Below are 22,965 nucleotides of genomic sequence, written 5' to 3'. Positions count from 1 at the left end.
TTTTTGGGTATCAAATAGTATTTGAATAGCTAACTATGATGACTTCCTCATTCTTTTCTTACATGTTCTGCGTCGTGAATCTCCTAGTGCTATGTAATTTACGATCCGTCCATTTCTCTTGATATGGAGACGAATAAATTCTTTCTTCAATTCAATGGAGAATGAGGTGCACTTCAATCAATTTCAAACGTTGATATTCTCTCCGTTAAATATGTATAGACCTATTTATTTTAGCAATTCTAATGCTTCTTCAAGAATTTCATTGTCAGTATTTTTAAAGTTCGATTCAAGAATACTTTTACATTGCTCTTTTTGATTATGTGAGAGCTCGTCTACTATATATTCAAGCAACAAAAAGGCTTGCATACTGACTTCGAGACTTGAAGAACCAATAAAACCTGCAACAGTTGATATATGGGCAGTGTAGTCAAGGTTCTCTAATGCATACAATAATGTTCCTCTACTTCCTATAGTTTTAGGATGAATTAATAACTCTATCAAAATATCTACTGCTTTTTCATTGCCAATATCAGATAGGGCAAGTGCAATTTCATTCCTAAGGATATTATTATCCGTAGCCTTAAGATGTTCTAGTAGTACCTCAAGATACGATTCATCCTTATTCTCACCAATTAACTTAATTATTTCGATAGCCTCTTCAATCTTGCCCACACGAATAAAATCGTCTAATTTATGAATTTCCACTACATCACTCCTCTATTTAAATCTAGGTTTACCAATTTGAATACTTATAATCGATTTTATTTCACCACGCCCAAGATCATGGCGATTACACTCAAACGCGAATTTCATTTTTTTATGAGAATTACAATCGAAATCATGTTTTTCGTTAGAGAAGGGTTCCCTAAAAGAGTCAATCGGCATACCTATCAAATCTAATGATCTCTGAAATTGAGAGCTTGCTCCGACGAATTGGACATGAAGCTAAATACTACATCAACATCCCCAAGTCTAATGGTCTGCTATTTCTTCTCAACATGTATTTTCATACTGGCTCGTTTCCAATGCTATAGAATATACAAATCAAAATCAAACTCTGCTTTCAAGTCATAGGCTATACTGATTGCCTTTTGCTCGATAGAAATTGCAGGGCTCTCATTATTCATGACCCTGATCGAGAAGCTGAACAAAAAACTCAAATTATGCTCCATTCTCAACGTTTTCAACTTTTCAATATGCGGCTCCAAAAGAATGAGTAGGTAATTCAATTGCTGATTGATATCATAAGATTCCTGATAGTCCGTATCCAAGAACCAACAGGTTTCTTTTCGATACATATCTCTATCATCAATCTTTTCTCCTTTTATATAGGTTCCTGATGGCTCGATTCCAATCTGTTCTGTGAATAACTTCGGTTCGAAATGATCTCCGGTAATGATAAATTCAGCCATGATATTCGTTTTGTCATACGACCCTCCCAAATTGTTCCTAATCAAATGTCAGAAACCAAACGAAATATTTCAATTATAAACTATTCCAATTAAACATCGAAAATGTATTTCAACAATAGGTATTTGAACATTCAAATGGAAGGTACTGCATTGCGACCATTGTCGAGGCAGTATTTATGCTGTAATTCTACCTGAACAAATGAATAATCTACGAGATGAATTATTTGACGAAGCATATTATCTTTAGGTACGAGGATATCGTATATGTCCATAAGTGGACTAAGGTTAAGAGGTTGTTGGTTTGAAATCATCCGAGACACCACCTGAAATTAATCATTTAATTATACAGGAAAACAGGATACCCCTCCTCAATAAAAATGAGGAGGGGTAAAGGCAATGATGTAGGGCCCACGTTTGATTTAAAATAATGCTTGGCATCCCAACGGAAGTTGGAATCCTGTAGTCTCTCCCATGTTTTATCCTGTTTATAGATGATGTCGGACTATTTCAGTGGCCCCTAGTATACAAAGATCATCTTCTTCAAACATGTCAATATTGAAGAGAAGTCCTTTTTATATGAGTAATAATTTAGTTTTTCTCATTGAATGGTACATTCTACACATGTTCATTGAAGGAAATTGACTCATACAATTGACCAAATGCGGGTATTAATTTGGTAATATACCAGTTTACGTCAGTTATCTTATTATAACTTTCAATATCGAGAACTTTTCGATTTATATCTGGACTTATAATTATGGTACCGTTCTCTTCAATTAAGAATGTTCCCCCTTCATCTGTATCTTTCCAAGTCATTACCACTCCAATTAATTCTCTTTGATTATCCTTTATGACTAAAATCTTTAGTAACTCCTCTAAAGGAATTGATTTGTGCTGCCAATCAAAGTCATCCTCGTCTCCAATTGGTAGATAAGTGACTTTTCCTTGATCGTTATACGTCCAACCGAAATCTTCGAGTTTGCGAAGAATAGTCATTCTTGAGATTTGCTTTGATAATCTTATTTCAATAGATACTGAAACAGACATGCATAATCCCCCTCATTACTTTTTGCAATCTCAAGCCTAGAACCCCTATCTGATTAAAATTTCGCTTCCCACCATTTATTTCCGACACCACCATCAAAATTACGACCACTTTTTGAGAAGTCATAGAGCGCTTCGTGTGTTGTCTTCCAACCGCACTTGACCACAGAATCCTCACAATATGTACATGAAACTTCATCGTTGTACAATGTAGGCTACTTTCCCTCTGGTTGTATGAAAACATATGTGCTTTCATCCGATCGTTCTTCTGAGTAACCAAAGTTCAGCCGATCAAAGCCCCTGATGTCCTTTACATCTGTAATCTGATGCTCTGCCATATAACGTACCATTTCGCCTCTGGCCATCTTGGCCCAGGTTGCCTTTTCAATGACCTTCCCCTCGACCATTTGTCCGAATACACAAGTAATGAACTTAACCTCCTCGCTTAGAAAAGGAGTAATGTTTTTGCTATATTCTTTGGAAGCCAAATTCAAAATGGAGTTGCTTTCCGACTGAAGCTGATTGGCCAATTTGCTACCCCAGAACTGATAGAGGGACTTGAATCCCGGACCTTGCAGCTTGCCCTGCATCTCCAACCGATAAGGGGTAACCCCATCCAAAGGTCGCAACATGCCATAAAACCCGGATAATATGCGTAAATGCTGCTGCAGATAGGCCAGTTCTTCACTTTGAAAAACACTCGGCGCCATATATTGATACTGAATGCCCTCATAGGCATAGATGGCTGGCGTCAGATTATTCTTTAAATTCATATTCTGAATCCGCTCCATATTCAGTTCGGCGATTGCATCGTTGCACTTCCACAATATTTTAAGTTCGTCATAGGTTAACTTTTGAAGCAGACTCAATAATTGTTCTGACTCGTTTATAAAATGCGGCATCTGCGCGATAGCCATAAGATCGGTATCAATCTTCATCTTTTTCGCTGGTGATATGATAATTCTCATCGTGCTGATCCATCCTTAATCTACCGTTGTTTTTGTCGTTATTCATTGTACAGGATTGGTCAGGCGAATCCAACAATGTTAAAGCGCACTCGCCCTGTCATGCTTCCTTTGAAAAGATTTAAACACGAACAAACCAGCCCGCTCATGGGCTGGCTTGTTCATTACATTTTGAAAATTTAAGTTCAAAATTTATTTGTACTTTAAATAAGAAGGTGGTTGTTAAATTAAATCAACAATTGAATTGTATCTTCCCTCTGTCATAAAGACACCAGTAATTCGTTCATTAATAAACCTGATTACATCTAGTGATTCATAATCTTCGTAACATGTATCTTCCTTATAAATAAGTTTAACATTAGCCAATCCACTCTGAATTAATAGCTTTCCTTTATCCATTTCTCCATTTTGTAAATAGTAATTTCCTAAATCAACCCAGTTCATTACAAGATAATTACATGTTTTAATTGATTGATCAACAAGAGTAACAAACTTATTTTTGTTTGTAGATTCGTAATGCCATGCCATCAAATACAATATAATGGCTTTCGTGTGTGTATCACTGGAGTTTTTCTCTAATTGAATTAAATTTTCAAGTTGAAAATCATTCATTCCACCCATAAACCATTCACTGAAAAAGCTTGAAAGTATTGTGAAATATGAAACATTATCATTGTACTCCATTGCCGAATCTAGCAATGATATAGCTCTTTGATAATCTCCAAAAGGAGGTAATGTTTGCAATAAGACTACTCTTGCCCATGCGTCTACGTCCTGAGGAAACTTATTTAAATAGTCAAGAATTAACTTCTCTGCTTCTTCCAGGGACTCTCCCGTCGACTGATTCACTAACCCATTGACAATATTCTGAATGGCTAAATCATTCATCAAAGTCCTCGTTTCTAATTAATTTGGTTACCAAGAATGCGAGTAGTCTTGCCCATGAAGGCATCTACATTGATTATGGTGCCGTTCTTATCGGCAAAAAAACCAATTGTTACATCATTAAGTTGCACCCATTGCTCTCCTATGTAGGTGTAGACATATTCCTGAGGATTGTCCTTCAATTGGACGCCTACAGGATACTGTGGCATTTTACTGCGACGAGCTGTGATGTTAATAATATTATTTTCATCCATACCCTTTTCAACGGTTAAATACGTTCTTAAACCATCTTCAAGTTCCTTCATATCATTCTTATAGGAGCCATACCATGTGACTGAAGCTATGACTATTAATGTGATTACAATCAATGATCCCTTTAGAAACTTCATCTCTATTCACCTCCATTACCAGTTTCTATCAATATAGATTTAATAATTTTATCTGATATTTCTCTATGTACAATCTCTATTCATTTGATATTTATCCTAAAATAGTTCTATCTATCCACTCATAACGGACCCTGGTCCTTACGGAACAGAACTCCTACATTGTCGCCTGGGTCCTTATATCTATGTTACTTTATCCACTCGTCAATCTTCTATTACCTGAAGTTAGGTCGTTATTCTCATTATCTTAATGCTCCATTTTGCTATGATTATTATTACTTTGACCGTAAATCTATTCCATCAATACCATATCAGGTCATATTATCTTCAGATAACAACTAGGTGGGTTGATGATCTTATTTATTTATATTTTAGAGAGAAAGGGTGTCTCATCTTATGTTTATTGTTCAATTACTGCTCGCTCTCGCACTTTTGGGCGGTTCAGGCAGCTCCAATTATGCCACATCTACACCACTGGAAGTCAATCCGTTACAGCCTTACCCTGCTTCTTCTGAACTTGTCCTGGAATCTGGTTTAAAGCCTTTCCGGTCTGAACTAACATACAAAGGACTTAAACCAGATTATAATCCAGCCGAGCAGGCCGCCAGCAATCTTCAGGACAGGCTTTTTGAAAGTGCAGCATCACCGATCCTATCGAAACCTGGAGATACAGGAACATTCGATTACGGCGGACAACTGAAATTGTTAAAAGCTGTTCCTCTGAACCAAAGTATTGAATTCGGGCCATTAATTATTCATATGATGGATGCTCAACTATTAGAGGCTAGCGATCTTCCTGAAGACACTCGCAAAAACATTTCTATTCTGAATCAAGAAGATATTGATCCTGAGATCACTTTTATCAAAATCCTCTACAGTGTTGAAAATACAACGGATCAAAATATCGGGTTTTATGGTTTGAATTCCGTCTATCCAAACACGGGCAGCCCCATCTCAGCAGATCGTAATTTCATGAGGAAACCCTATGTTTATCATCAATATGACGGCGTAGTCATGGATAATATGGGTTATGGTTTAGTATATACCGATGACCCGGATGAGCTGGAATCCATTGAACTTGTGTTCAATAAAATCTATGATTACGACACTGGAAAAACCATTGTAGAGCCCACTTCGTTGAGCATTCCTTTTACAGTTCAAGAGTAGTTCCAACTTAGCTCCATCGCTCATCAAGACAAACTGTCACCCTAAAAACCACCCTAATTCATTTTTGGGAGTGGTTTTTCGTTTATATGTCCATAGATATCCAATCGCTTTTCGTATGCAATGCTGCTACGTCCAACCGATTGCTGGAGGCTCGTTCTTCATATGCCTGATCGAGGATCTAAACCATCTCAACTGAAGATGACAAAAAATAACTCCAACATTATAATTGTTACATATTATCCAAAAGCAGTGATGATCAGGAGGACCGCATGCAATTTCAACCAGTGTATCATGATGGGGAAATATTCTTACCGAAAATCGAATTAAATATGGCATGTAACCAATCGATTGGCATTATAACAGACTTGAAGCGAAAGCAGATTTTAATGAATCAATTGCTGGATCATTCCCAATATTACATATTTCGAGCTCAACAAAACGAGTATGCACAGTTAACGGTGGAAGAATTAATCACTTTTTTAATCAACGTAACAGAGCGGAATGATCGTGCTACTATGTTGTTGGATTATTTCGCTTTGAAAGAAGAACGGAAGATAAAAATCAAGAATCTAAGCCCATCAAAAAGAATGTATGTGACGTTGCTGCGCGTTTATTTTGCACATCAGCCTACACTGGTACTGGAGGAACCCTATTTTTATCTGGAAGAACAAGATCGTCGCCAGTTTAAACGGGTTTTGGATGATCTTTTGAAAGAAAAGCAGATTTTAATTTTAACTTCGAATTTTGAGGATGCCCTTATTTCCTGCGATACCATTTACCGATTGAATGAGCTCGGCTTGCATCCGTTGGATATTCGGGACGCGGAAGAGAATAAACAAGATGTGCAGGATCGTGATCAGCCCAATGTAATCTTGCAGAAGATTACTACGAAAAAAAATGGCAAAGTGATTTTATTTAATCCGCCTGAAATTGATTTTATTGAGAGTGTAAATGGTTCGATTCTGGTACATGTAGATGGCGAACATTACGACTGTGCTTTAACGTTAACTGAGCTCGAGCAGAGATTGGCGAATTTCGGATTTTTCAGATGCCATCGTTCCTACCTTGTTAATCTGCAAAAAGTAAGAGAGATAATTACCTGGACGAAAAATAGTTACAGCCTGCGTTTAAATACCGGCAAAGATGCCGTGGTTCCGTTATCCCGTTCAAAATTATCTGAATTAAAAACGCTTCTTAACCTTTAATTTTCAGGAAAACGCCGAACCAATCAGGCATCTAGGGTACCATTCAGGTGATAAAAGCTACATTCCGAGGGGTTTTGATGGTTGGAAACGTGCAATCTCTATATACTTGTGCCATTAACTCAAAGGAAGTGGTGTTAGTGGACGTGATCCAAGTCGAGCATATTCGGAAGAGATTTGAAAAGAAGGATGCGTTGGCAGACGTGTCTTTTTCCATTCCAAAAGGTGAAATTTTTGGTTTTCTCGGCCCGAGTGGTTCAGGAAAAACAACATTAATAAAGCTTTTAACCGCGCAATTAAATCCGACAAGCGGACAGGCAACTGTATTTAACGAACCAGCGAAGATGATGCAGAAGTCTAAACAGAAGATGCGCTTTGGTATTATGACGGATAACAGTGGTTTATATGAGAGATTAACGATAGTTGAAAATCTGGAGTTGTATCGTCAATTATATGATCTACCCAAATCTTCGATTGATAGGGTGCTGCAGTTTGTAAACTTATATGGGGAACACAAAAAGAAGGTCAACCTTCTATCTAAAGGGATGCGTCAGCGTGTCCTATTGGCATGCGCGATTATCCATGAGCCTGAATTATTATTTTTGGATGAACCTACTTCGGCTTTAGATCCGGTAAACTCGGCCCATATTTATAAAGGCTTGCGCTATTTAAATGAGAAAGGGACAACGATTTTTTTAACGACGCATGATATGGCTGAGGCAGAGCTGCTATGCACCCGGGTAGCGATTTTGTATCAAGGGCAAATCCAAGCCATCGGCTCGCCCAAGGCGCTTAAAAAACAGCATCGGGAAAACGTCGTTTGTGTGGACTTAATCAATGGCGAAGCACATGAATTACCAATGGATGAAGAGACGGCTGATCAAATCGCTGATTGGATGAAACTAGGGTTGATTGATAGATTAGTAACGAAAGAGCCAACTCTAGGCGATATCTTCATTAAAATGACAGGAAGTGAGCTACTATGAGTATCTCATTGAAACGTGCGCGAGCGATATTCGTGAAGGATTACAAAGAGTTTTCACGCAATTATGCCATTTCCATCATGTTGATTTTTCCGATTCTTTTAGCCGTTCTTTTTCGAGGTGCGGGCTTGTCTATGCCTGAAGTCATCGGTTTTCTTCTAAATATTTCGCTTGTGCTCGTAACATGTTTTGCACAAGCATGCTTGATTGCAGAAGAAAAGGAACGCAACACGTTACGATCATTAATGATGACTCCGGCTACGATCATAGACGTTTTGATCGGAAAAAGTGCTTTGGTCTTTGTCATGTCTTCTGTTGTTCTGGCTATTTCTATATTTATATTTGGCTATGAACCCGCTAATATATGGGCATTTGTGGCCGCAATCATTCTTTCGATTATTCTATACATAGCGGCCGGGACGATATGTGGCTTATTCTCCAAAACGTTGCTTGAAGCATCGTTATCTATACTTCCTGTGGCAGCTATATTCTCCGGGGCAACAGGGGGAGCGTTATTAGCGGATGATTATCCAATCTTCAAAGTGCTGGATTACATGCCAAGCAGTCAGCTAATACATTTGCTAGGTATCCCCCATACAGGGTTTACAATAGGAGACCTATTAAAACCCCTCCTCATTATTATGGCATGGACGGTTGTATTAACGCTTGTGTCTGTTATTTTGTATCAACGGCGGTTAAAGGATGAGTAGCCACTATAGAATGTCTTATTTCTACCAAGGAGGAATCACACTCCCATGAATGTAATCGTCAAATGGATACAAAACATTAAAGAACGCGAAATCCAACTGAAGCTGAAAGGTTATCGAGACAAAGTTGAGCTCATCCAAAAACGGAGTTTGGAAACTTGGGACGATCAGCGGTTGCAAGCGGAATCTCTCCGGCTTAAAAAGGAAGCAAAATTAGGTACGCCTTTGAATGAGCTGCTTGTCGATGCCTATGCACTAGTCTGTGAGGTAGCGAAGAGAAAGTTGGCATTACAGCCCTACGATGTCCAGATCATGGCTGCTATCGCTCTGCACGAGAGATTTTTGATCGAGCAGCAGACCGGTGAAGGAAAAACGCTCTCTGCTGTAATGCCTGCTTACCTAAATGCGCTGACAGGCGAAGGCGTTCATGTGCTGACTTTTAACGATTATTTGGCAAAGCGGGATGCCGAGTGGATGGGTCCAGTCTATCGTTTCCTGGGGTTAACGGTAAACTCGGTCCAAGCGGGCATGAGTTTGCTCGAGAAACGGGAAGCGTACGCCAAGGATATAATCTATGTTACGGCTAAAGAAGCGGGTTTCGATTATTTGCGCGACACCATTGCATTAAATGAAGCTGATACCGTACATCGTCCTTTCCACTATGTCATTGTTGACGAAGCAGATTCACTGCTACTCGACGAAGCGCGGGTGCCACTAGTCATCAGCGGCGAGTCGGGCTCTTCCAGCGATGATGGCATTCGTTTCGCAGAAGCGGCTCGGCAGCTCGAGCAAACAGAGCATTACAACTTCGACGAGTTCCAGCGGAACGTTTACTTGAATGATGCAGGTGCTGCAAAAGCGGAATTGCTGTTGGGATGTGGCAATTTGTACGATAACCATAATAGTCATTTGCTAACCTCATTAAATTGTGCGCTGCATGTGGAATCGTTATTAAAAAAAGACGTCGATTACATCGTCCGGGACGGTGAAATTGAGCTAATCGAAGAATATACCGGCCGTGTGGCCGAGAACAGGTATTTGCCAGATGGTCTTCAAGCTGCGCTTGTGGCCAAAGAAGGGCTTCAATGGAAGGCCGGCGGGAAAATTCTCGGGACGATTACCATTCAACACTTCATTAGCCTGTATCCGGGAATTTGCGGAATGACAGCTACGGCCCACGCTTCAGCAATGGAATTCGAAGATATCTATGCGCTGCAGGTCGTGAAAATTCCGCCGAACCGGCCAAACATACGGATCGACCACCCACACCGGATTTATACCCATAAAGAAGCTAAATATAAGGCGCTTGTACAAGAAATCTCTTCCGTCCATAGGGTGGGACGCCCCATTCTTATTGGTACATCAAGCGTCGAGGAGTCTGACATACTGGCGGAGGCGCTGGCGGTTGCCGGCGTACCTTGTCATGTTCTGAATGCAAAAAACGATGTAGAAGAAGCCGAAATCATCGCCAAAGCGGGAGAAATCGGCGCCGTCACGGTGTCTACGAATATGGCAGGACGCGGCGTTGACATTCGGCTCGGCGGCGGCAACCCCGGGCAGGCAGAAGTTGTCGCCAAGCTGGGCGGATTATACGTAATGGGTACATATGTGAATGAAAGTGTGCGGATTGATGACCAGTTGCGCGGGCGTTCGGGCCGCCAGGGCGACCCGGGAGCTTCCGTATTTTATATATGCCTGGAAGACGAGTTGATGCTTCGCTTTGGCATTCATAAAGAAGTTTCTGTTCCCAGGCAGGAGGAGGCTCTTGAAAATCCAGCGCTCCGTAGCAAAATCGAGCATATTCAGCGCGTTATTATGGGCCAAAACTTCGATATTCAGCGGGAACTGAACGGTTATTCGGATATGGTGGAGGATCAGAGGCGAATCCTATACGAAGAACGGCTCAGAATATTGAATGGGGAGAAGACGATGAGTCCATCAGAACAGCGGGTAAGGCTTTTTTATATCGACGAGTTCTGGGCGAACCACCTGGCATATGTTTCTTACATTCGCGAAGGCATCCACCTGGAGAGCATTACCAGCCGTAATCCGATCGACGAATTTCATGTGCAAATCACCGAAGCCTTCGAGCAAATTCCGGATAAAATAGATACGGAGACGGCCAATATGCTTGTAAAGCTTGGAGGTTCGAATGATCCCGCGAAGTGGGAAGAGTTCGGTTTGAAGAGCCCTATCTCCACTCGAACTTATATGATCAACGATCAATACACCCAAAATAAGCGCAGCTCTTGGACCGGAACGACCGTATTGGCTTATTGGGGGCGCAAGATTTTAAGTCCGATATTTAAGCTGTCAAAATATTGATGCAAGTCTCTTTCAGCTCTTCCCCCACCGAAACCACATTCCCGCTGTGCGAAACCAGCTGCTCATAAGTTTTTAAAGCCAGCGGGTGGGGTTTTGGTGCCACCAACATATGAACGTGGCCAGGCATCATGTAGCCTTCTAAAATTTCCATTCCCTTGTACTTACGCTTGTCTAATGAAAAAGCCTTGATCCGATTGATCATTTAATAGTCTCAGCCATTTTTGTAATCTTGTCAGCAATATCTTCTGCGTCGCCTACATAATCGTTTACAGTCTCCCATGACACTTCAACACGCTCTCTTTTTTTCAATAATTTCACTTTTCACTTCAAGAGTAGGGTTCAGACCCAAAATATCGTATGTCGCTCTTCCCTACCGTTCCCCTGTATTGCCAATCACCATCAAACATGCTTCCCACCGCTACGTATTACAATTTGGAGGATAACCACCAGCTGAATCGATGTATTGTCCTACAATCCATCCAAATATATATAAATGGAGGTTTTAGATTGCAAAATAAAACAATTTTTGGTCTAATAATTTTGGGCATTGCAGCTGTGGGCTTTTTCATTTCTCGAACAACATATGAAATGTTCAATATTGTTTACGATATCGTAGCTATTGCAGTTATTCTGCTAGTCTTATTTCTATTTTCAAAAAAGAAGAAGTGACCCAAAGCACTGATATAACTAGAAAAGGCGAGAGGAGGAACGCCCCGTTCATATGCCGCATTGTGCAGCCGTGCGTTTCATTCGCGCCTTTTTCTATGGTTACATACTATCACGGTAAATCCATCATGTGGTGTTCAACTTAGGGTCAGATTACTATCACTTTACAGTCATCTTCTACTAATCCACCAAATTTCATTACAATGCAAGAACACCCACCTAACAAAGACAGATGTTATATTATTGTTCATTACCTGTATTTCCATTATATCGATGAGCATGTGGAATCCTACCATCCACTGTGGTATAACCTTCAAAATAATGATAGTGCCCACCGCCTGCCAAGGGAATTGCAGGACCAGTTGTTCCCCTTATCATGTGCTTGTGTTGGTCATTAAAGGACGTTTGGGCATGATAATTATGGACGTGTGGAACACCACTCGGAGCTGGTTCAGTTATACCCACGTAATGATGGAAATGTCCAACATCAAAGGATGTATCTCCTTGAAAAGGATGAACATGAACGTTGACTGGCCTTCCATCCCAAGATGTAAGAAAAAGTTTATGTGAATGTCCAGAATCGGGGTCATTGGAATGAAAAACAAATCCCGTTATATGTTTTTCCATCAAATATGCCTCCTTTAATGCATGATTTCTTTCTTGTTTACCTGCATGCCAGACAATGATTGATCAAACATGTCAAGTACAAACAAGAATCGTTCGGCTTCACGAAAAACGTGATCTGCCAATAAGGGGTGAATGATACTTTTGATTCGACACTCATCAATTAAGTCGCGTGCAGTCTTCTTAAAATCTCGCAATGATTTGACCGAAACGCGGTTTTCATCAACAAATTGACTTAGTAATGGATGGGTTTGCGATTGTGGACGCATTGAACTTAAATCGATGGCTTGGAACATCAGCGTATCAAAATCTTGACTAAACTCCCTTGCTTGTTCCACTAATTTTCGCTCGGATGGATCAAGAAGATGACCTATAAATTTTGCATGGTCTGCCATGATTTTGAGGAAAAAGACATTTTCATCAATAATCGCATCAGGTAATGGTTCAAGCCTCCCGCTATTGAGTTCCTCTAACCGATTTCTAAAGTAATTGGCTTCTCGGCTAACATGATCCACAAGTAAAGGAAAATTGGTTCCCCCCGGAAGTTGACACCGTAGTATAAGCCCAAGCACTTTTCTTTTAAATGCCCATATATGCGCAGCCGCATTGTGAACTTCTAAATTAAACTGTCTAATGGTTTGCGGATCCGTATCTGCTTGAAAAGAATGTGATCTTCTTTCAATATCCTCAAAGATTGCATGGAATTGATTAGCCTCATTAATTAACTGCGTATCTTCACACCTAAATCCCAGTCGAAGAAAAAAGGAATGTTCTTTCATAATGCGTGACCAAAAACGTATTTCGTCTAATGATTTGACAACAAAAGGATCCGACAAACCTTATCCCACCTTTCAGCACACTTAATAAGTAGACCATCTAAATATGCCATGATAGCAAAGTATATGGGGATGCCATGTTTCAATATGCTATCGAAAAATTAAAAATCAAAATTAATGAAGTAAATTTATAATGCCTTTCAAGCAAATGGCCTACTGAGCCAGGAAAATTCTCAAGTATAGTTCATAAACTAACAAACCCCCGGCAGCGCGTCTGCATTCAGCAGCGCATAGCCGGGGGTAATTTAATATTTACAATTATTTTTCTTAATTCCTCTACCTAACTTAACGCGTAAAATCATGCTGCCCAATCGTCAGCAGTGTCGGCCTGCTCTTACTCCACACCGAAGTGGCAATCTTCGGATTGTAATAATACAATGCTCCATTCGTCGGATCAACGCCATTTAATGCTTTGCGTGCTGCCTTATAAGAGGTCGCCGTCGGCTTCGTATTGAACTGACCATCGTCTATGGCTGTGAACTGCCCTTTCTGGAAAATCACCTGCGGAATGGATGACGGGAATGCATTCGAATGCACTCGGTTCAACACGACCGCGCCTACAGCAACCTGTCCTTCAAAGGATTCTCCGCGTGCTTCCCCATGGATCAGCTTTGCCAATTGGCGCAGCGTGTTGCCTTCGGCTTTCACTTTCTTGTTCAGTCTGTTCAGAGTTACCGGGCCTGCCACGCCATCGGCGCTCAGCCCCTGTGCCTGCTGGAACTTACGGACTGCGCTCTTGGTGATGGAACCGTAATACCCCGTCATTCCAGCGTCAAAATACCCCAGGTCGCTTAATTGCTCCTGCAATTGCAGTACATGCTCACTGCGAACACCTTGCTCCAGCTTTTGTGCTCCAGCCGAAGGAGCAGCCACGGTCAGTCCCAGCGTCATCGCGCAGGCACCGAGAAGCATACTTACTCGTCCTGCTCTTTTGCCAGTCTTTCTCCCCCTGCGGTGGGTAACTTTCCGACTGACGGTGATCGGCTCCATGTGGGCAGTATTTGTGTGCAGAACATGCAAATCATGCAGATCAAGCTTCTCATCCCTACTGTTTAACTTAGATTCTTCATCTGAGCTGTGGATATAGCTCGTCACATTCATCTGTTTCTTTTCTTTCATCTCTTTTACAGGAGTAAGATCAATCACATCGTATTCACCGTAAACCCGATCTACCTCATTCACCTTAACGTCGCCATTGTAGCTGTACACCACTATCCCGGCATTCTCGTTCATACTGACCATTTCACACATGCTACGCTGCTCACTCATCAAATGCTTTTCATTCATTCTATTCTTCTCATTCATCATATTCTCTTCATTCATTTTATTCGTTTGATCCACTTCAATTTTATTCTTCATCATTCCATTAACCTCCACTTTTCTGAATCCAGATCCCACTTCTTCCCCTGAATTCTCACGGTTGGACATCCCGAGTGTCATTATAGGATATAGAAAAAGAGACGTCTATCGGACCGATGACGCAGGCAGAAATCGACTCCAAACACAGCAAAAAGAGGCATGAGCCCATGGTCACGCCATGGTCATGCCCCTTCTTGTATCAACCTTATATCGCTTGTCCAACCCGTCATAAGCATAGGCAGGCAGACCCGCACAAAAGTTGCGTTGTATTTATTGACATTTATTCAGCCAGTTCCAGACCCTTGGTTTCCCGGCCCAGGAACAGCACAGCCGCTGCCCCAATGAGGATGGTCACGAAGAAAATCGTGAATATCAGGCTGATTGCCACTTCACGCTGAACCAGCATACCAACCATTAACGGAGCAAGTACGCCCCCAATCCGGCCTACCGATGTGGCAAGTCCCACACCTGTTGAACGAACGGAAGTGGGGTACAATTCCGGACTATACGCGTACAGACCGCCCCAAGCCCCCAGATTGAAGAAGGAAAGACAGATCCCTGCGGTCAGGATCGTCGCTTCTGTTGTTGCCAATCCAAAAGCTATCGCACTTACTGCTGTCAATGTAAGATAAACGACAAGTACAAATTTGCGACCAAACCGCTCAATGAAATACGCCGCTGTGAAGTAACCTGGCAGCTGCGCAATCGTCATAATTAGCACGTACTGGAAGCTTTTGACCAGCGTAAAACCTTTTGCCATGACAACCGACGGCAACCATAGGAACATGCCATAATAAGAGAAAATGACGGTAAACCACAAGATCCAGAGCATCAACGTTGTGCGGCGATGCGGTGCCGACCAGACCGTCGCTACCTTTTCGCGGAACGTGATTTTCTTAATCTTGGTGTTGTTCTTGTAACGAGGCGGGTCCTGAATGGCACGGCGCAGATACAGCGCATATAACGCTGGAACGGCACCAATGGCAAAAGCAATTCTCCAGCCATATTCCGGGATAACAAAGTTGGCGATGAGTGCTGATACAATCCAGCCGCCTGCCCAGAAGCTCTCCAGCAGTACGACTGCACGTCCGCGCTCTGCCGTAGGCATCGACTCCGATACCAACGTAGATGCCACGGGCAGCTCTCCGCCGAGGCCGATACCTGCAACCAGACGCAGTACACACAACACGGCGAATCCGGTCGCCAATGCTGACAGGCCACTAGCAATCGTAAATACCAGCAGGGTCCACATCAAAATGGCTTTTCGCCCGAATCGGTCCGCAAGTGCCCCCGCAAGCAAGGCACCAAGCGCCATACCGATGGAGTTGATACTCGTAAGCACCCCGACTTGTCCGGGACTGAGACTCCATTCCTTGGCAAGTGCAGCCACGATGAAGGAAATCATGCCGACTTCCATGGCATCAAACAGCCAGCTCATGCCGGCACTGAACAGCAGCTTGCGCTGCTTGGGATTCCGCAATACTTCCAGTTTGCTCATGTCTTATAGCTCCCTTGATCTCTATGTAGTCATTCTGACACTAAACCATTATTATGCAGAATGATCCAGAAATCAATGCAAAATACGCATATCCGTTGATCTTCTTCCCATCTCTTACCCTTTGAGTGAACCCGCTGTCAGACCTGCCACAAAATAACGCTGGAGCAGGAGGAACAGCACGATCATCGGAATGGCTGTTACCAGCACACCCGTGAGCATCATCGGATAGTTCGTCACGTATTCCCCGCGGAACTGCATGAGCGCCAGTGGTAAAGTGAGCTTGGACTTACTGCTCAGCATCAGCATCGGAATGAGCAAGTCATTCCAGACCATCACGAGCAGGAACGTAGCCGTTGCTGCCAGCGAAGGCGCAGCAAGTGGTAAGGCAATCCGTGTGTAGAGCCTCCACTCGCTTGCTCCATCCATACTGCCCGCTTCGAGTATTTCCGCATTCAGCATACGCATGAAGCCCGTCAGCATAAATACGGAGACAGGCATCAGCATCGCAGCTGATACTACTATGAGTCCTGTCAGACTGTCCGACCATCCAAGCGTACGCGTCAGGGAATAGATCGGCAGCATGCTCACCTGGGAAGGAACGATCAGCCCGGCAACAAACAGGGCAAACACGATTTTGCCCACACTGCCACCCCAACGAACAATGGCGTAAGCAATCATGCTGCTGAGCAACAACTCCATCGCCACCGTACCCAGCGTCACGACCAGACTGTTTCCGAAATACTGCCACATCGGCTGATTGCGGAACATGCCCGTGAGATTTCCCCATGTAAACGGGTCCGGCCAGCTGAATGGACTGGTGAAGAAATTGCTGCTCGTTTTAAAAGATGACACAAATACAAAGTACAACGGCACAAGAATCAGCAGCGCGTAAACAGCTAAGATCAGTCGATTGAACCATTTTAAAACCATATAAACCCCCTCCTTCCTCAATTCTGCTTCTGCTCACGAGCAGGTCGATTCGCCGCCCATGGATTAATAGCTCACCCGGTCCGCACGCAGCGCTTTGAACTGCAATAACGTCAGCAAAGCGAGCAGCACCAGGAAGATCATCGAACCCGCGGAAGCGAGGCCAAAGGAGTAGCTGCCAAAGGCGGTATGATAGATATATGTCGTCAAAATTTCAGTAGCGTAGTTCGGACCTCCGTCCGTCATGGTGAAAATAAGATCAAAAGCCTTGAACGACTGAATGGTCGTATAGGCTACCACAATCGTTGCCGAAGGTGCAAGCAGCGGCCAGGTCACGGTACGGAATACCTGCCATTTGCTGCCACCATCCATACGTGCTGCTTCATACAGCTCCGCCGGAATGCCTTGCAGACCTGCGATAAACACGATCATCATCTGCCCGGCATGCGCCCAGACTTGTACCGCGGCAATCGAGTAGATGGCGATCTTCGGATCACCAATCCAGTTGTGGGCAATGCTCCCCATACCTGCCTCGGTCAATCCATAGTTAATCAGCCCGATCGAAGGGTCGTACATAAACGCCCAGATCAGACCCACAGACACGGAGGACAGAATCGCAGGCAGGAAATACAGCGCTCGGAGCACAATGCGCGTCTTCGTATTGCGTACCAGGAGCAGCGCAAGAACAAGTGAAATAAAGGTTTGTGCAATAACAACGGTTAACATGAACTCCACATTGTTGCCAAAGGCTTTGCGAAATACGATGCTGCTGAGACTGTCCTTGTAATTATCCAGCCCTACAAATGCATACGACGGGGATACCCCGTCCCAATCCGTAAAGGAGTAGAACAGCCCCGTCAATGTAGGAAATACGAACAGTGCAACGTACAGCAGCAACCCGGGTAACAAAAACAGGGATAGCTGAATACGATTCTTCATCGTTTATTTCCCGATATGCTGATCAATGATCGCCTGTGCCTGCTGCGCTGCCTCTTCAGGAGAAGTGCCGCTCAGTACAGCCTGAATGGAGTTCGTCACTGCTTTCTGATTATCTCCGTTCAGGATAGTGAACCGTGGCTGGAACACGGTCTTTTTGCTCGCCCAATCTCCGGCAACCTGAAGTTCAGGTGTGTCGTACTTTACATTATTCACCGTTACATTCTGTCCGGTCTGATTGGCATAATCGCTTGCTACGTCCGGTTTACTCAGGAATTCGATGAACTTCTTCGCTTCTTCCGGATGTTTCGACTTACTGTTCACCGCAAGCATGAATGTAGTGGTGTGCACTCCTTCATATTTCGCCTGATCTGCACTTACAGTAATGGGTGCAAGCAGCTTCTGCTCCAGATTCGGATTTTGCAGCTTGTTCTGTGCCAACTGATAAGATCCGCTCGCCAGTATGGCTGCTTTCTCCTGGATAAAGAGTGCTCCCGCTGCCGGGTCTTTCGTTCCCAGTGCGTCCTGCTGGAAGTAACCTTTGTCGTTCAGTTCTTTGATCTGTGTTAGAGTTTTCACCCAAAACTCATCTGTCAGTTTGGCCTCTCCGGCTTCCACTTTGGTAAAAATGTCGTCACTCGGTGCATTGTTCATCACCATTGTATTCATGAATTGGCCCGGACCAATGTCCGCTCCGGCCAATGCAATCGGAATGATGCCGTTATCTTTCAACGTCTGGCAAAGTGCGAGGAAACCTTCCCAATCCTTCGGCGGCGTCAGGCCGTATTTTTCAAACAGCTTCACATTATAAATTGGATCGTTATATACGAGTTGATATGGGAATGCAAATTGCTTGCCATCATGCTGGCCTGCTTCAATCAGCTTGGGATTGTAGGCAGACAGAAACGAAGATCCGCTCAAATCGGTGAACAATCCGGCTTTGGTGAAGGCTTCGAACTGTGCACCAGGGAAGGAAGCAAATACATCTCCTACCGAACCATCACTGATTTTGGATTGTACAGTCGATTGATATTGGTCCGAAGGAAGAGTCTGCATCTCCACATGGATGTTCGGATTTTCCTTTTGAAACGCATCAATCGTCTTGTTCAGCGCTTCCACATCCTCTCCACGCCAGTGCATGAAGCTGATTGTTACTTTGCCCGAACCGGAGGAATCGTCCCCTCCTGATGCCGCGTTATCCCCGCCGCCGCAGGCAGACAGCAGGATAGACATCACCAACATACTTACAAGGGGCAGGATATATTTTTGTTTTTTTCTCATGAACGAAGACCTCCTGAAGGATGATTAATATTCTATAAGTTCAACTAAAGATTGTTTATACTGACCACTCCGATGACAGAATAACCTTCCGATCGCTGTTATCCCCAGATTTATTTGATTCCTTTGTTAAAAGGAAAAATCCGGTGATAAAGGCGAACGCTTCGCTTCTTCACGTTATTTCTGTCCTCTCCGTTTTCGTATAAAAAGATTAGTTAAACTTACTTAGTTGGTTAGTAGTAACTTGATGCTTCTTCTGTCTTGTTTTCCACTTCTCACGAATAATGGGCATAACCGTGCGGCCGAAGATTTCGGCTTCTTCCAGATGCGGATAACCGGACAGAATGAAGGTGGTCACGCCCAGATCCCCATATTCCATCAATCGTTCTGCGACCTGTTCCGCTGTACCCACAATGAGGATTGCTCCGCCGGAACGTACAACGGACAAACCCGTCCACAGGTTAGGACCTACGACGAACTGCTGCTTCTCGGACAGTTCCCGCAGCTCATTCTGTCTGCGTTGGTTGGTTGCATCCGTTTCCGCGAAGGCTGCTTTGGCTTTCTCGATCGCTTCAGGTGGAACTTTGCTTATAATCTCCCAAGCTGCCGTCCATGCTTCTTCTTCGGTATCCCGAATAAGTACCTGTGCACGCATGCCGTAACGGAGCTGACGATCTTGTCCCGTTTCCTCTTTGATCTGTTCGCGAATGACTTCAATTTCTTCGATCTGTTCCTGGATCCAGTCATGCGGCTCCCCCCACATGAGGAATGTGTCGGCATGTTCTACTGCAACTCGCTTCGCAATCGGTGAACTTCCACCCAGGTAGAACGGCGGATACGGCTTTTGCACCGTTTCAGGCATGCCTACCGGACCTTTGAAATTGTAATACTTACCATTAAACTCCGATGGTTGATCGGCCGCAGCTTCCCCATTCGCCTCAGCACCGCTTCCGCTTCCGGCAAATTCAGTCAGATTGAGTCCAGTCGATTGCGTCCATGAACGCTTCATCACTTCCATGTACTCGCTCGCCCGTTCATAACGCTCATCATGGGCATGAGCCAGCGGATCTCCCAGTTCCTCCAAATCCCGAACCGAACTTCCTGTCACCACATTGATCATGGCACGACCGCCAGACAGTTGATCCAGTGCCGCTCCCATACGCGCCGCCAATACAGGCGTGACCAGACCTGGGCGAATGGCCACAAGCGGACGCAGTGTTTTCGTGTGACTCATGACAGCCGAACCCACAACCCACGCATCCAGACAAGCTCCACCTGTCGGAATCAATACAAATTCGAAACCTGCCGTCTCCGCTGTCTGCGCCACTTGAACCAAATAATCGAGGCTCGGTTCCCGCTCCGGGGCAACCCCTACATATTTTCCGTCTCCTGCTGTAGGCAAAAACCAGCCAAACTTCATCTCTTCCTGTTCGCTCACGCAAGTCAATCCCTTCTGGTCATAAATTAATCTAATGAATAGTTTCACTCAAGCACTTCGGTTACAGAAAACCTTTCGATCACTCTTGTCCCCAGATTTCTTTTAACTCCCTTTTCAAGGGAAAATCCGGTGACAAAGGCGCACGCTTCGCTTCTTCAGGTCTTTTCTGTCCCCTACGTTGCCGTGTAATTCTTAAAGTTGAATTTAATAGTACGTATACTCCCAAATGCCGATTAATTAACTTGGTTTAATAGGTATGGACATCATACCAATTGATTTGTCTGTGATCAATGTCATTTCGCGGCAATTTATTTTTGTCATTTTGTGGTGAATTCACGGAAATAAGTCATCCTGATCTTGAATATTTACAAAACCCACCTGTATAATAGGTTATAAAGAAAACGTTCAGAGATTACAAAATATACTTATATTAAAGAGGTGTTCCTGATGACCGAGAGCATGAAGGAGGACCACCACGAGTTTTTGGATATTATTTTTTTCACTCCGTCTGAATTCGAGAAAGCCGGTGGAGCTTGGCCGATTCGAATCGGTCGTAATATAGCCAAGAGCAATTATCATATTGGCCCGCGAACGACGCCTTTTCATTATTTGATTTTTGTTCTGGAGGGCGTGGGAACCTTCATACAGAATGGACATCGTTACTCCCTGCGTGCCCGCGATGCATTCTGCCTGTATCCACAGGTTACCCATGAGTACTGGTCCGACCCAAAGGAGTCTTTGCATAAAATATTCATCGCCTTTGATGGCACACATGCAGCTGAACTTTTGGCACGAATCGGGCTTACCCCGGACGCCCCTCATCGTTCAGGTGTACTCACGCCGGAGACGGCAAGTGGCATGCGTGCTTTTATGGAAGAGGTTCGCAAACCTCAGGGTGGCGCAAGCGACCTGGGACGACTTACCCGTTTTCTCGGATTGTTTGACCGGATTGCCAAATCGCCCGCTACCCGAGTGCTTCAACCAGACTCTGCCACCCCATGGCTGCAAAGGGGCAAGGAGTACATGGATATTCATTTTGCTGGAGGTATTACCGTGGAAGGCGTATCTTCGCATGCTGGCGTGGATCGGACCCATTTTGCCAAACAGTTTCGCAAAGCCTATGGTCTGTCTCCTGTCCAGTACATTCAACGTCTCAAAATGAATCAGGCCAAACGGCTGCTTGTTCAGACCCCGTTAACATTAACTGAAGTAGCACATTCGGTGGGCTACCCTGACCTGTTTTCTTTCTCCAAAGCATTCAAAAAGCAGGTCGGTCTGCCCCCCAACCGATATCGAACAGCCGAAAGTAACAAAAGTTGATGTGTCGCAGCCGCACGCTACGAATAGCAAAAAGGCAAGCCTCCTTAACCGGAGACTTGCCTCTTCCTGCTTACAATTTACAATGTTCTTCTGTAACCACATACAGCCGCTACTACTTCTCCTCGCTCTTTCGAGCCAGAGGGATTCCGTTTTCCTTCGCATACCACGCTTCATAATGATGCACTGCCACGCCGGCAAAAGAGGAATGAGAAGCGCCGAGATCAAACACTTTCTTCATTTCTTCGTCCATGTTGGTAATCGATTTACTAAAAAAGGTTAGATGATCACCTTCATGCGTGTCCGCCAGCTCGGCTCCAACCCATACTTTCTTGCCAAGCTCATCCGCTTCGTCCAGCTCTTCCTTGGACAGATCATACATCTGCTGACCACGATCCCGATAAGCCATAATGGCCACTGCATCAAAATGGTCGATCACCCAGCGGCTCAATGTACCTCCGCCTTCGCTTTCTGCCGATTCACGCTCATCCAGCCAGAATGGTATCGCAGCGCTCATGTACAATCCGGCGTCACCACCTGCTTGGGTCCACGCCTTCATGTTCTCGCTCCACTCTGCAATGACGCTGTCCTGCTCGTTCTCCCAGCGTTTTAGCTGATACGGCTCCACATCCAGTTGAACTCCCTCAAAACGTTCATTTTTGGCAGAAGCTGCATTATAGGCTTTTACTTTTTCAATAAAAGCAAGTCCCTCTTCCCGCTTCTCCGTGTAGGCCCAATCTGCATGACCGTTAAGGGCATGCACTTCAATCTCCGCCTGTCTCGCAGCCGCGATGAACTTGCGATATGTCTCATCGGGTACCTCATCCTGGATTTGCAGGAAAATGGTGTCCACGCCCTGCGCTTTGGAAAAGGAGACGATCTCGGGCATCTGCTCTGCAATAATGGAAGCGTCCCACAGCCAGGTCGCCTTGTGTTCCTCATGTGAAAACCATTTGAGCAGCCAGGGCAAAAGAAGCAGGCAGAACAGCAGGGCCAAGATGGCCCATTTT

General features: G+C 44.1%; 21 protein-coding genes and 2 pseudogenes. 6 read left to right on the top strand and 17 right to left on the bottom strand.

The window, feature by feature from the left end; translation table 11 throughout:
* Positions 1–225: 225 nt before the first annotated feature.
* The 7 genes and pseudogenes from PPA03S_RS15980 to PPA03S_RS15950 all read right to left on the bottom strand — a co-directional run bounded on the left by PPA03S_RS15980 (position 226) and on the right by PPA03S_RS15950 (position 4,695).
* Entirely contained in the window at positions 226–705 is a 480-nt protein-coding gene (locus PPA03S_RS15980) for a HEAT repeat domain-containing protein (RefSeq protein ID WP_062324297.1), read from the bottom strand.
* A 323-nt stretch (positions 706–1,028) separates the two neighbouring features.
* Positions 1,029–1,412, bottom strand: coding sequence for a DUF4279 domain-containing protein (locus PPA03S_RS15975; protein ID WP_062324296.1), 384 nt, complete (start codon positions 1,410–1,412; stop codon positions 1,029–1,031).
* 134 nt (positions 1,413–1,546) lie between these two features.
* A pseudogene (locus PPA03S_RS15970) lies at positions 1,547–1,723 on the bottom strand (transposase); the annotation flags it as partial.
* 304 nt (positions 1,724–2,027) lie between these two features.
* Positions 2,028–2,459, bottom strand: a complete 432-nt coding sequence (locus PPA03S_RS15965) for a hypothetical protein (protein WP_062324295.1) — start codon at positions 2,457–2,459, stop codon at positions 2,028–2,030.
* A 212-nt stretch (positions 2,460–2,671) separates the two neighbouring features.
* A complete protein-coding gene (yaaA, locus tag PPA03S_RS15960) occupies positions 2,672–3,424 on the bottom strand; it encodes a peroxide stress protein YaaA (protein ID WP_062324294.1) in 753 nt (250 codons plus the stop codon).
* Positions 3,425–3,643: 219 nt separating this feature from the next.
* Positions 3,644–4,309 carry a tetratricopeptide repeat protein gene (locus tag PPA03S_RS15955; RefSeq protein ID WP_062324293.1) on the bottom strand — a complete coding sequence of 222 codons (666 nt, stop codon included), beginning with the start codon at positions 4,307–4,309 and terminating at the stop codon, positions 3,644–3,646.
* A 14-nt stretch (positions 4,310–4,323) separates the two neighbouring features.
* Positions 4,324–4,695 carry a DUF3139 domain-containing protein gene (locus PPA03S_RS15950; RefSeq protein WP_062324292.1) on the bottom strand — a complete coding sequence of 124 codons (372 nt, stop codon included), beginning with the start codon at positions 4,693–4,695 and terminating at the stop codon, positions 4,324–4,326.
* 393 nt (positions 4,696–5,088) lie between these two features.
* On the opposite strand from PPA03S_RS15950, the gene PPA03S_RS15945 reads away from it, so the two are divergent.
* The 5 genes from PPA03S_RS15945 (at position 5,089) to PPA03S_RS15925 (ending at position 11,076) form a co-directional block, all read left to right on the top strand.
* Entirely contained in the window at positions 5,089–5,859 is a 771-nt protein-coding gene (locus tag PPA03S_RS15945; RefSeq protein ID WP_062324291.1) for a helix-turn-helix domain-containing protein, read from the top strand.
* 269 nt (positions 5,860–6,128) lie between these two features.
* Positions 6,129–7,064, top strand: coding sequence for a LytTR family transcriptional regulator DNA-binding domain-containing protein (locus PPA03S_RS15940; RefSeq protein WP_062324290.1), 936 nt, complete (start codon positions 6,129–6,131; stop codon positions 7,062–7,064).
* Positions 7,065–7,201: 137 nt separating this feature from the next.
* Positions 7,202–8,047: an ABC transporter ATP-binding protein gene (locus PPA03S_RS15935; protein WP_062324289.1), complete on the top strand. Its 846-nt coding sequence runs from the start codon at positions 7,202–7,204 to the stop codon at positions 8,045–8,047.
* Entirely contained in the window at positions 8,044–8,754 is a 711-nt protein-coding gene (locus tag PPA03S_RS15930) for an ABC transporter permease (RefSeq protein ID WP_062324288.1), read from the top strand. The genes PPA03S_RS15935 and PPA03S_RS15930 overlap by 4 nt, the downstream gene beginning before the upstream one ends.
* 45 nt (positions 8,755–8,799) lie before the next feature.
* Positions 8,800–11,076 (top strand): preprotein translocase subunit SecA, encoded by a 2,277-nt coding sequence (locus PPA03S_RS15925; protein WP_062324287.1) that lies wholly within the window; start codon positions 8,800–8,802, stop codon positions 11,074–11,076.
* 88 nt (positions 11,077–11,164) lie between these two features.
* Here PPA03S_RS15925 and PPA03S_RS34505 read toward each other — a convergent pair.
* The 9 genes and pseudogenes from PPA03S_RS34505 to PPA03S_RS15880 all read right to left on the bottom strand — a co-directional run.
* Positions 11,165–11,242: pseudogene (locus tag PPA03S_RS34505) on the bottom strand (IS200/IS605 family transposase); the annotation flags it as partial.
* Positions 11,243–11,982: 740 nt separating this feature from the next.
* Entirely contained in the window at positions 11,983–12,369 is a 387-nt protein-coding gene (locus tag PPA03S_RS15915; protein ID WP_062324285.1) for a YmaF family protein, read from the bottom strand.
* A 14-nt stretch (positions 12,370–12,383) separates the two neighbouring features.
* A complete protein-coding gene (locus PPA03S_RS15910) occupies positions 12,384–13,145 on the bottom strand; it encodes a DUF2935 domain-containing protein (protein WP_062324430.1) in 762 nt (253 codons plus the stop codon).
* Positions 13,146–13,487: 342 nt separating this feature from the next.
* A complete protein-coding gene (locus tag PPA03S_RS15905; RefSeq protein WP_245683636.1) occupies positions 13,488–14,564 on the bottom strand; it encodes a cell wall hydrolase in 1,077 nt (358 codons plus the stop codon).
* Positions 14,565–14,841: 277 nt separating this feature from the next.
* Positions 14,842–16,059 carry an MFS transporter gene (locus PPA03S_RS15900; protein WP_062324284.1) on the bottom strand — a complete coding sequence of 406 codons (1,218 nt, stop codon included), beginning with the start codon at positions 16,057–16,059 and terminating at the stop codon, positions 14,842–14,844.
* Positions 16,060–16,173: 114 nt separating this feature from the next.
* Entirely contained in the window at positions 16,174–16,989 is an 816-nt protein-coding gene (locus PPA03S_RS15895; RefSeq protein WP_062324283.1) for a carbohydrate ABC transporter permease, read from the bottom strand.
* Between the two features lie 63 nt (positions 16,990–17,052).
* Complete coding sequence (locus tag PPA03S_RS15890; RefSeq protein WP_174532139.1) at positions 17,053–17,925, bottom strand: carbohydrate ABC transporter permease; 873 nt, start codon at positions 17,923–17,925, stop codon at positions 17,053–17,055.
* Between the two features lie 3 nt (positions 17,926–17,928).
* Positions 17,929–19,203 carry an ABC transporter substrate-binding protein gene (locus PPA03S_RS15885; RefSeq protein WP_062324282.1) on the bottom strand — a complete coding sequence of 425 codons (1,275 nt, stop codon included), beginning with the start codon at positions 19,201–19,203 and terminating at the stop codon, positions 17,929–17,931.
* 208 nt (positions 19,204–19,411) lie between these two features.
* Positions 19,412–20,620 (bottom strand): LLM class flavin-dependent oxidoreductase, encoded by a 1,209-nt coding sequence (locus PPA03S_RS15880; protein WP_062324427.1) that lies wholly within the window; start codon positions 20,618–20,620, stop codon positions 19,412–19,414.
* Between the two features lie 465 nt (positions 20,621–21,085).
* Between PPA03S_RS15880 and PPA03S_RS15875 the strand changes: the two genes are divergently transcribed.
* Complete coding sequence (locus PPA03S_RS15875) at positions 21,086–21,958, top strand: helix-turn-helix transcriptional regulator (RefSeq protein WP_062324281.1); 873 nt, start codon at positions 21,086–21,088, stop codon at positions 21,956–21,958.
* 112 nt (positions 21,959–22,070) lie between these two features.
* Here PPA03S_RS15875 and PPA03S_RS15870 read toward each other — a convergent pair whose 3' ends face one another.
* A complete protein-coding gene (locus PPA03S_RS15870; RefSeq protein WP_245683635.1) occupies positions 22,071–22,952 on the bottom strand; it encodes a hypothetical protein in 882 nt (293 codons plus the stop codon).
* Between the last annotated feature and the right edge of the window lie 13 nt (positions 22,953–22,965).

This window comes from Paenibacillus pabuli NBRC 13638 (assembly GCF_001514495.1).
Classification (GTDB): domain Bacteria; phylum Bacillota; class Bacilli; order Paenibacillales; family Paenibacillaceae; genus Paenibacillus; species Paenibacillus pabuli.
The sequence above is the reverse complement of the archived record's forward strand: the minus strand, read 5'-3'. Positions and strand labels throughout refer to the sequence as shown.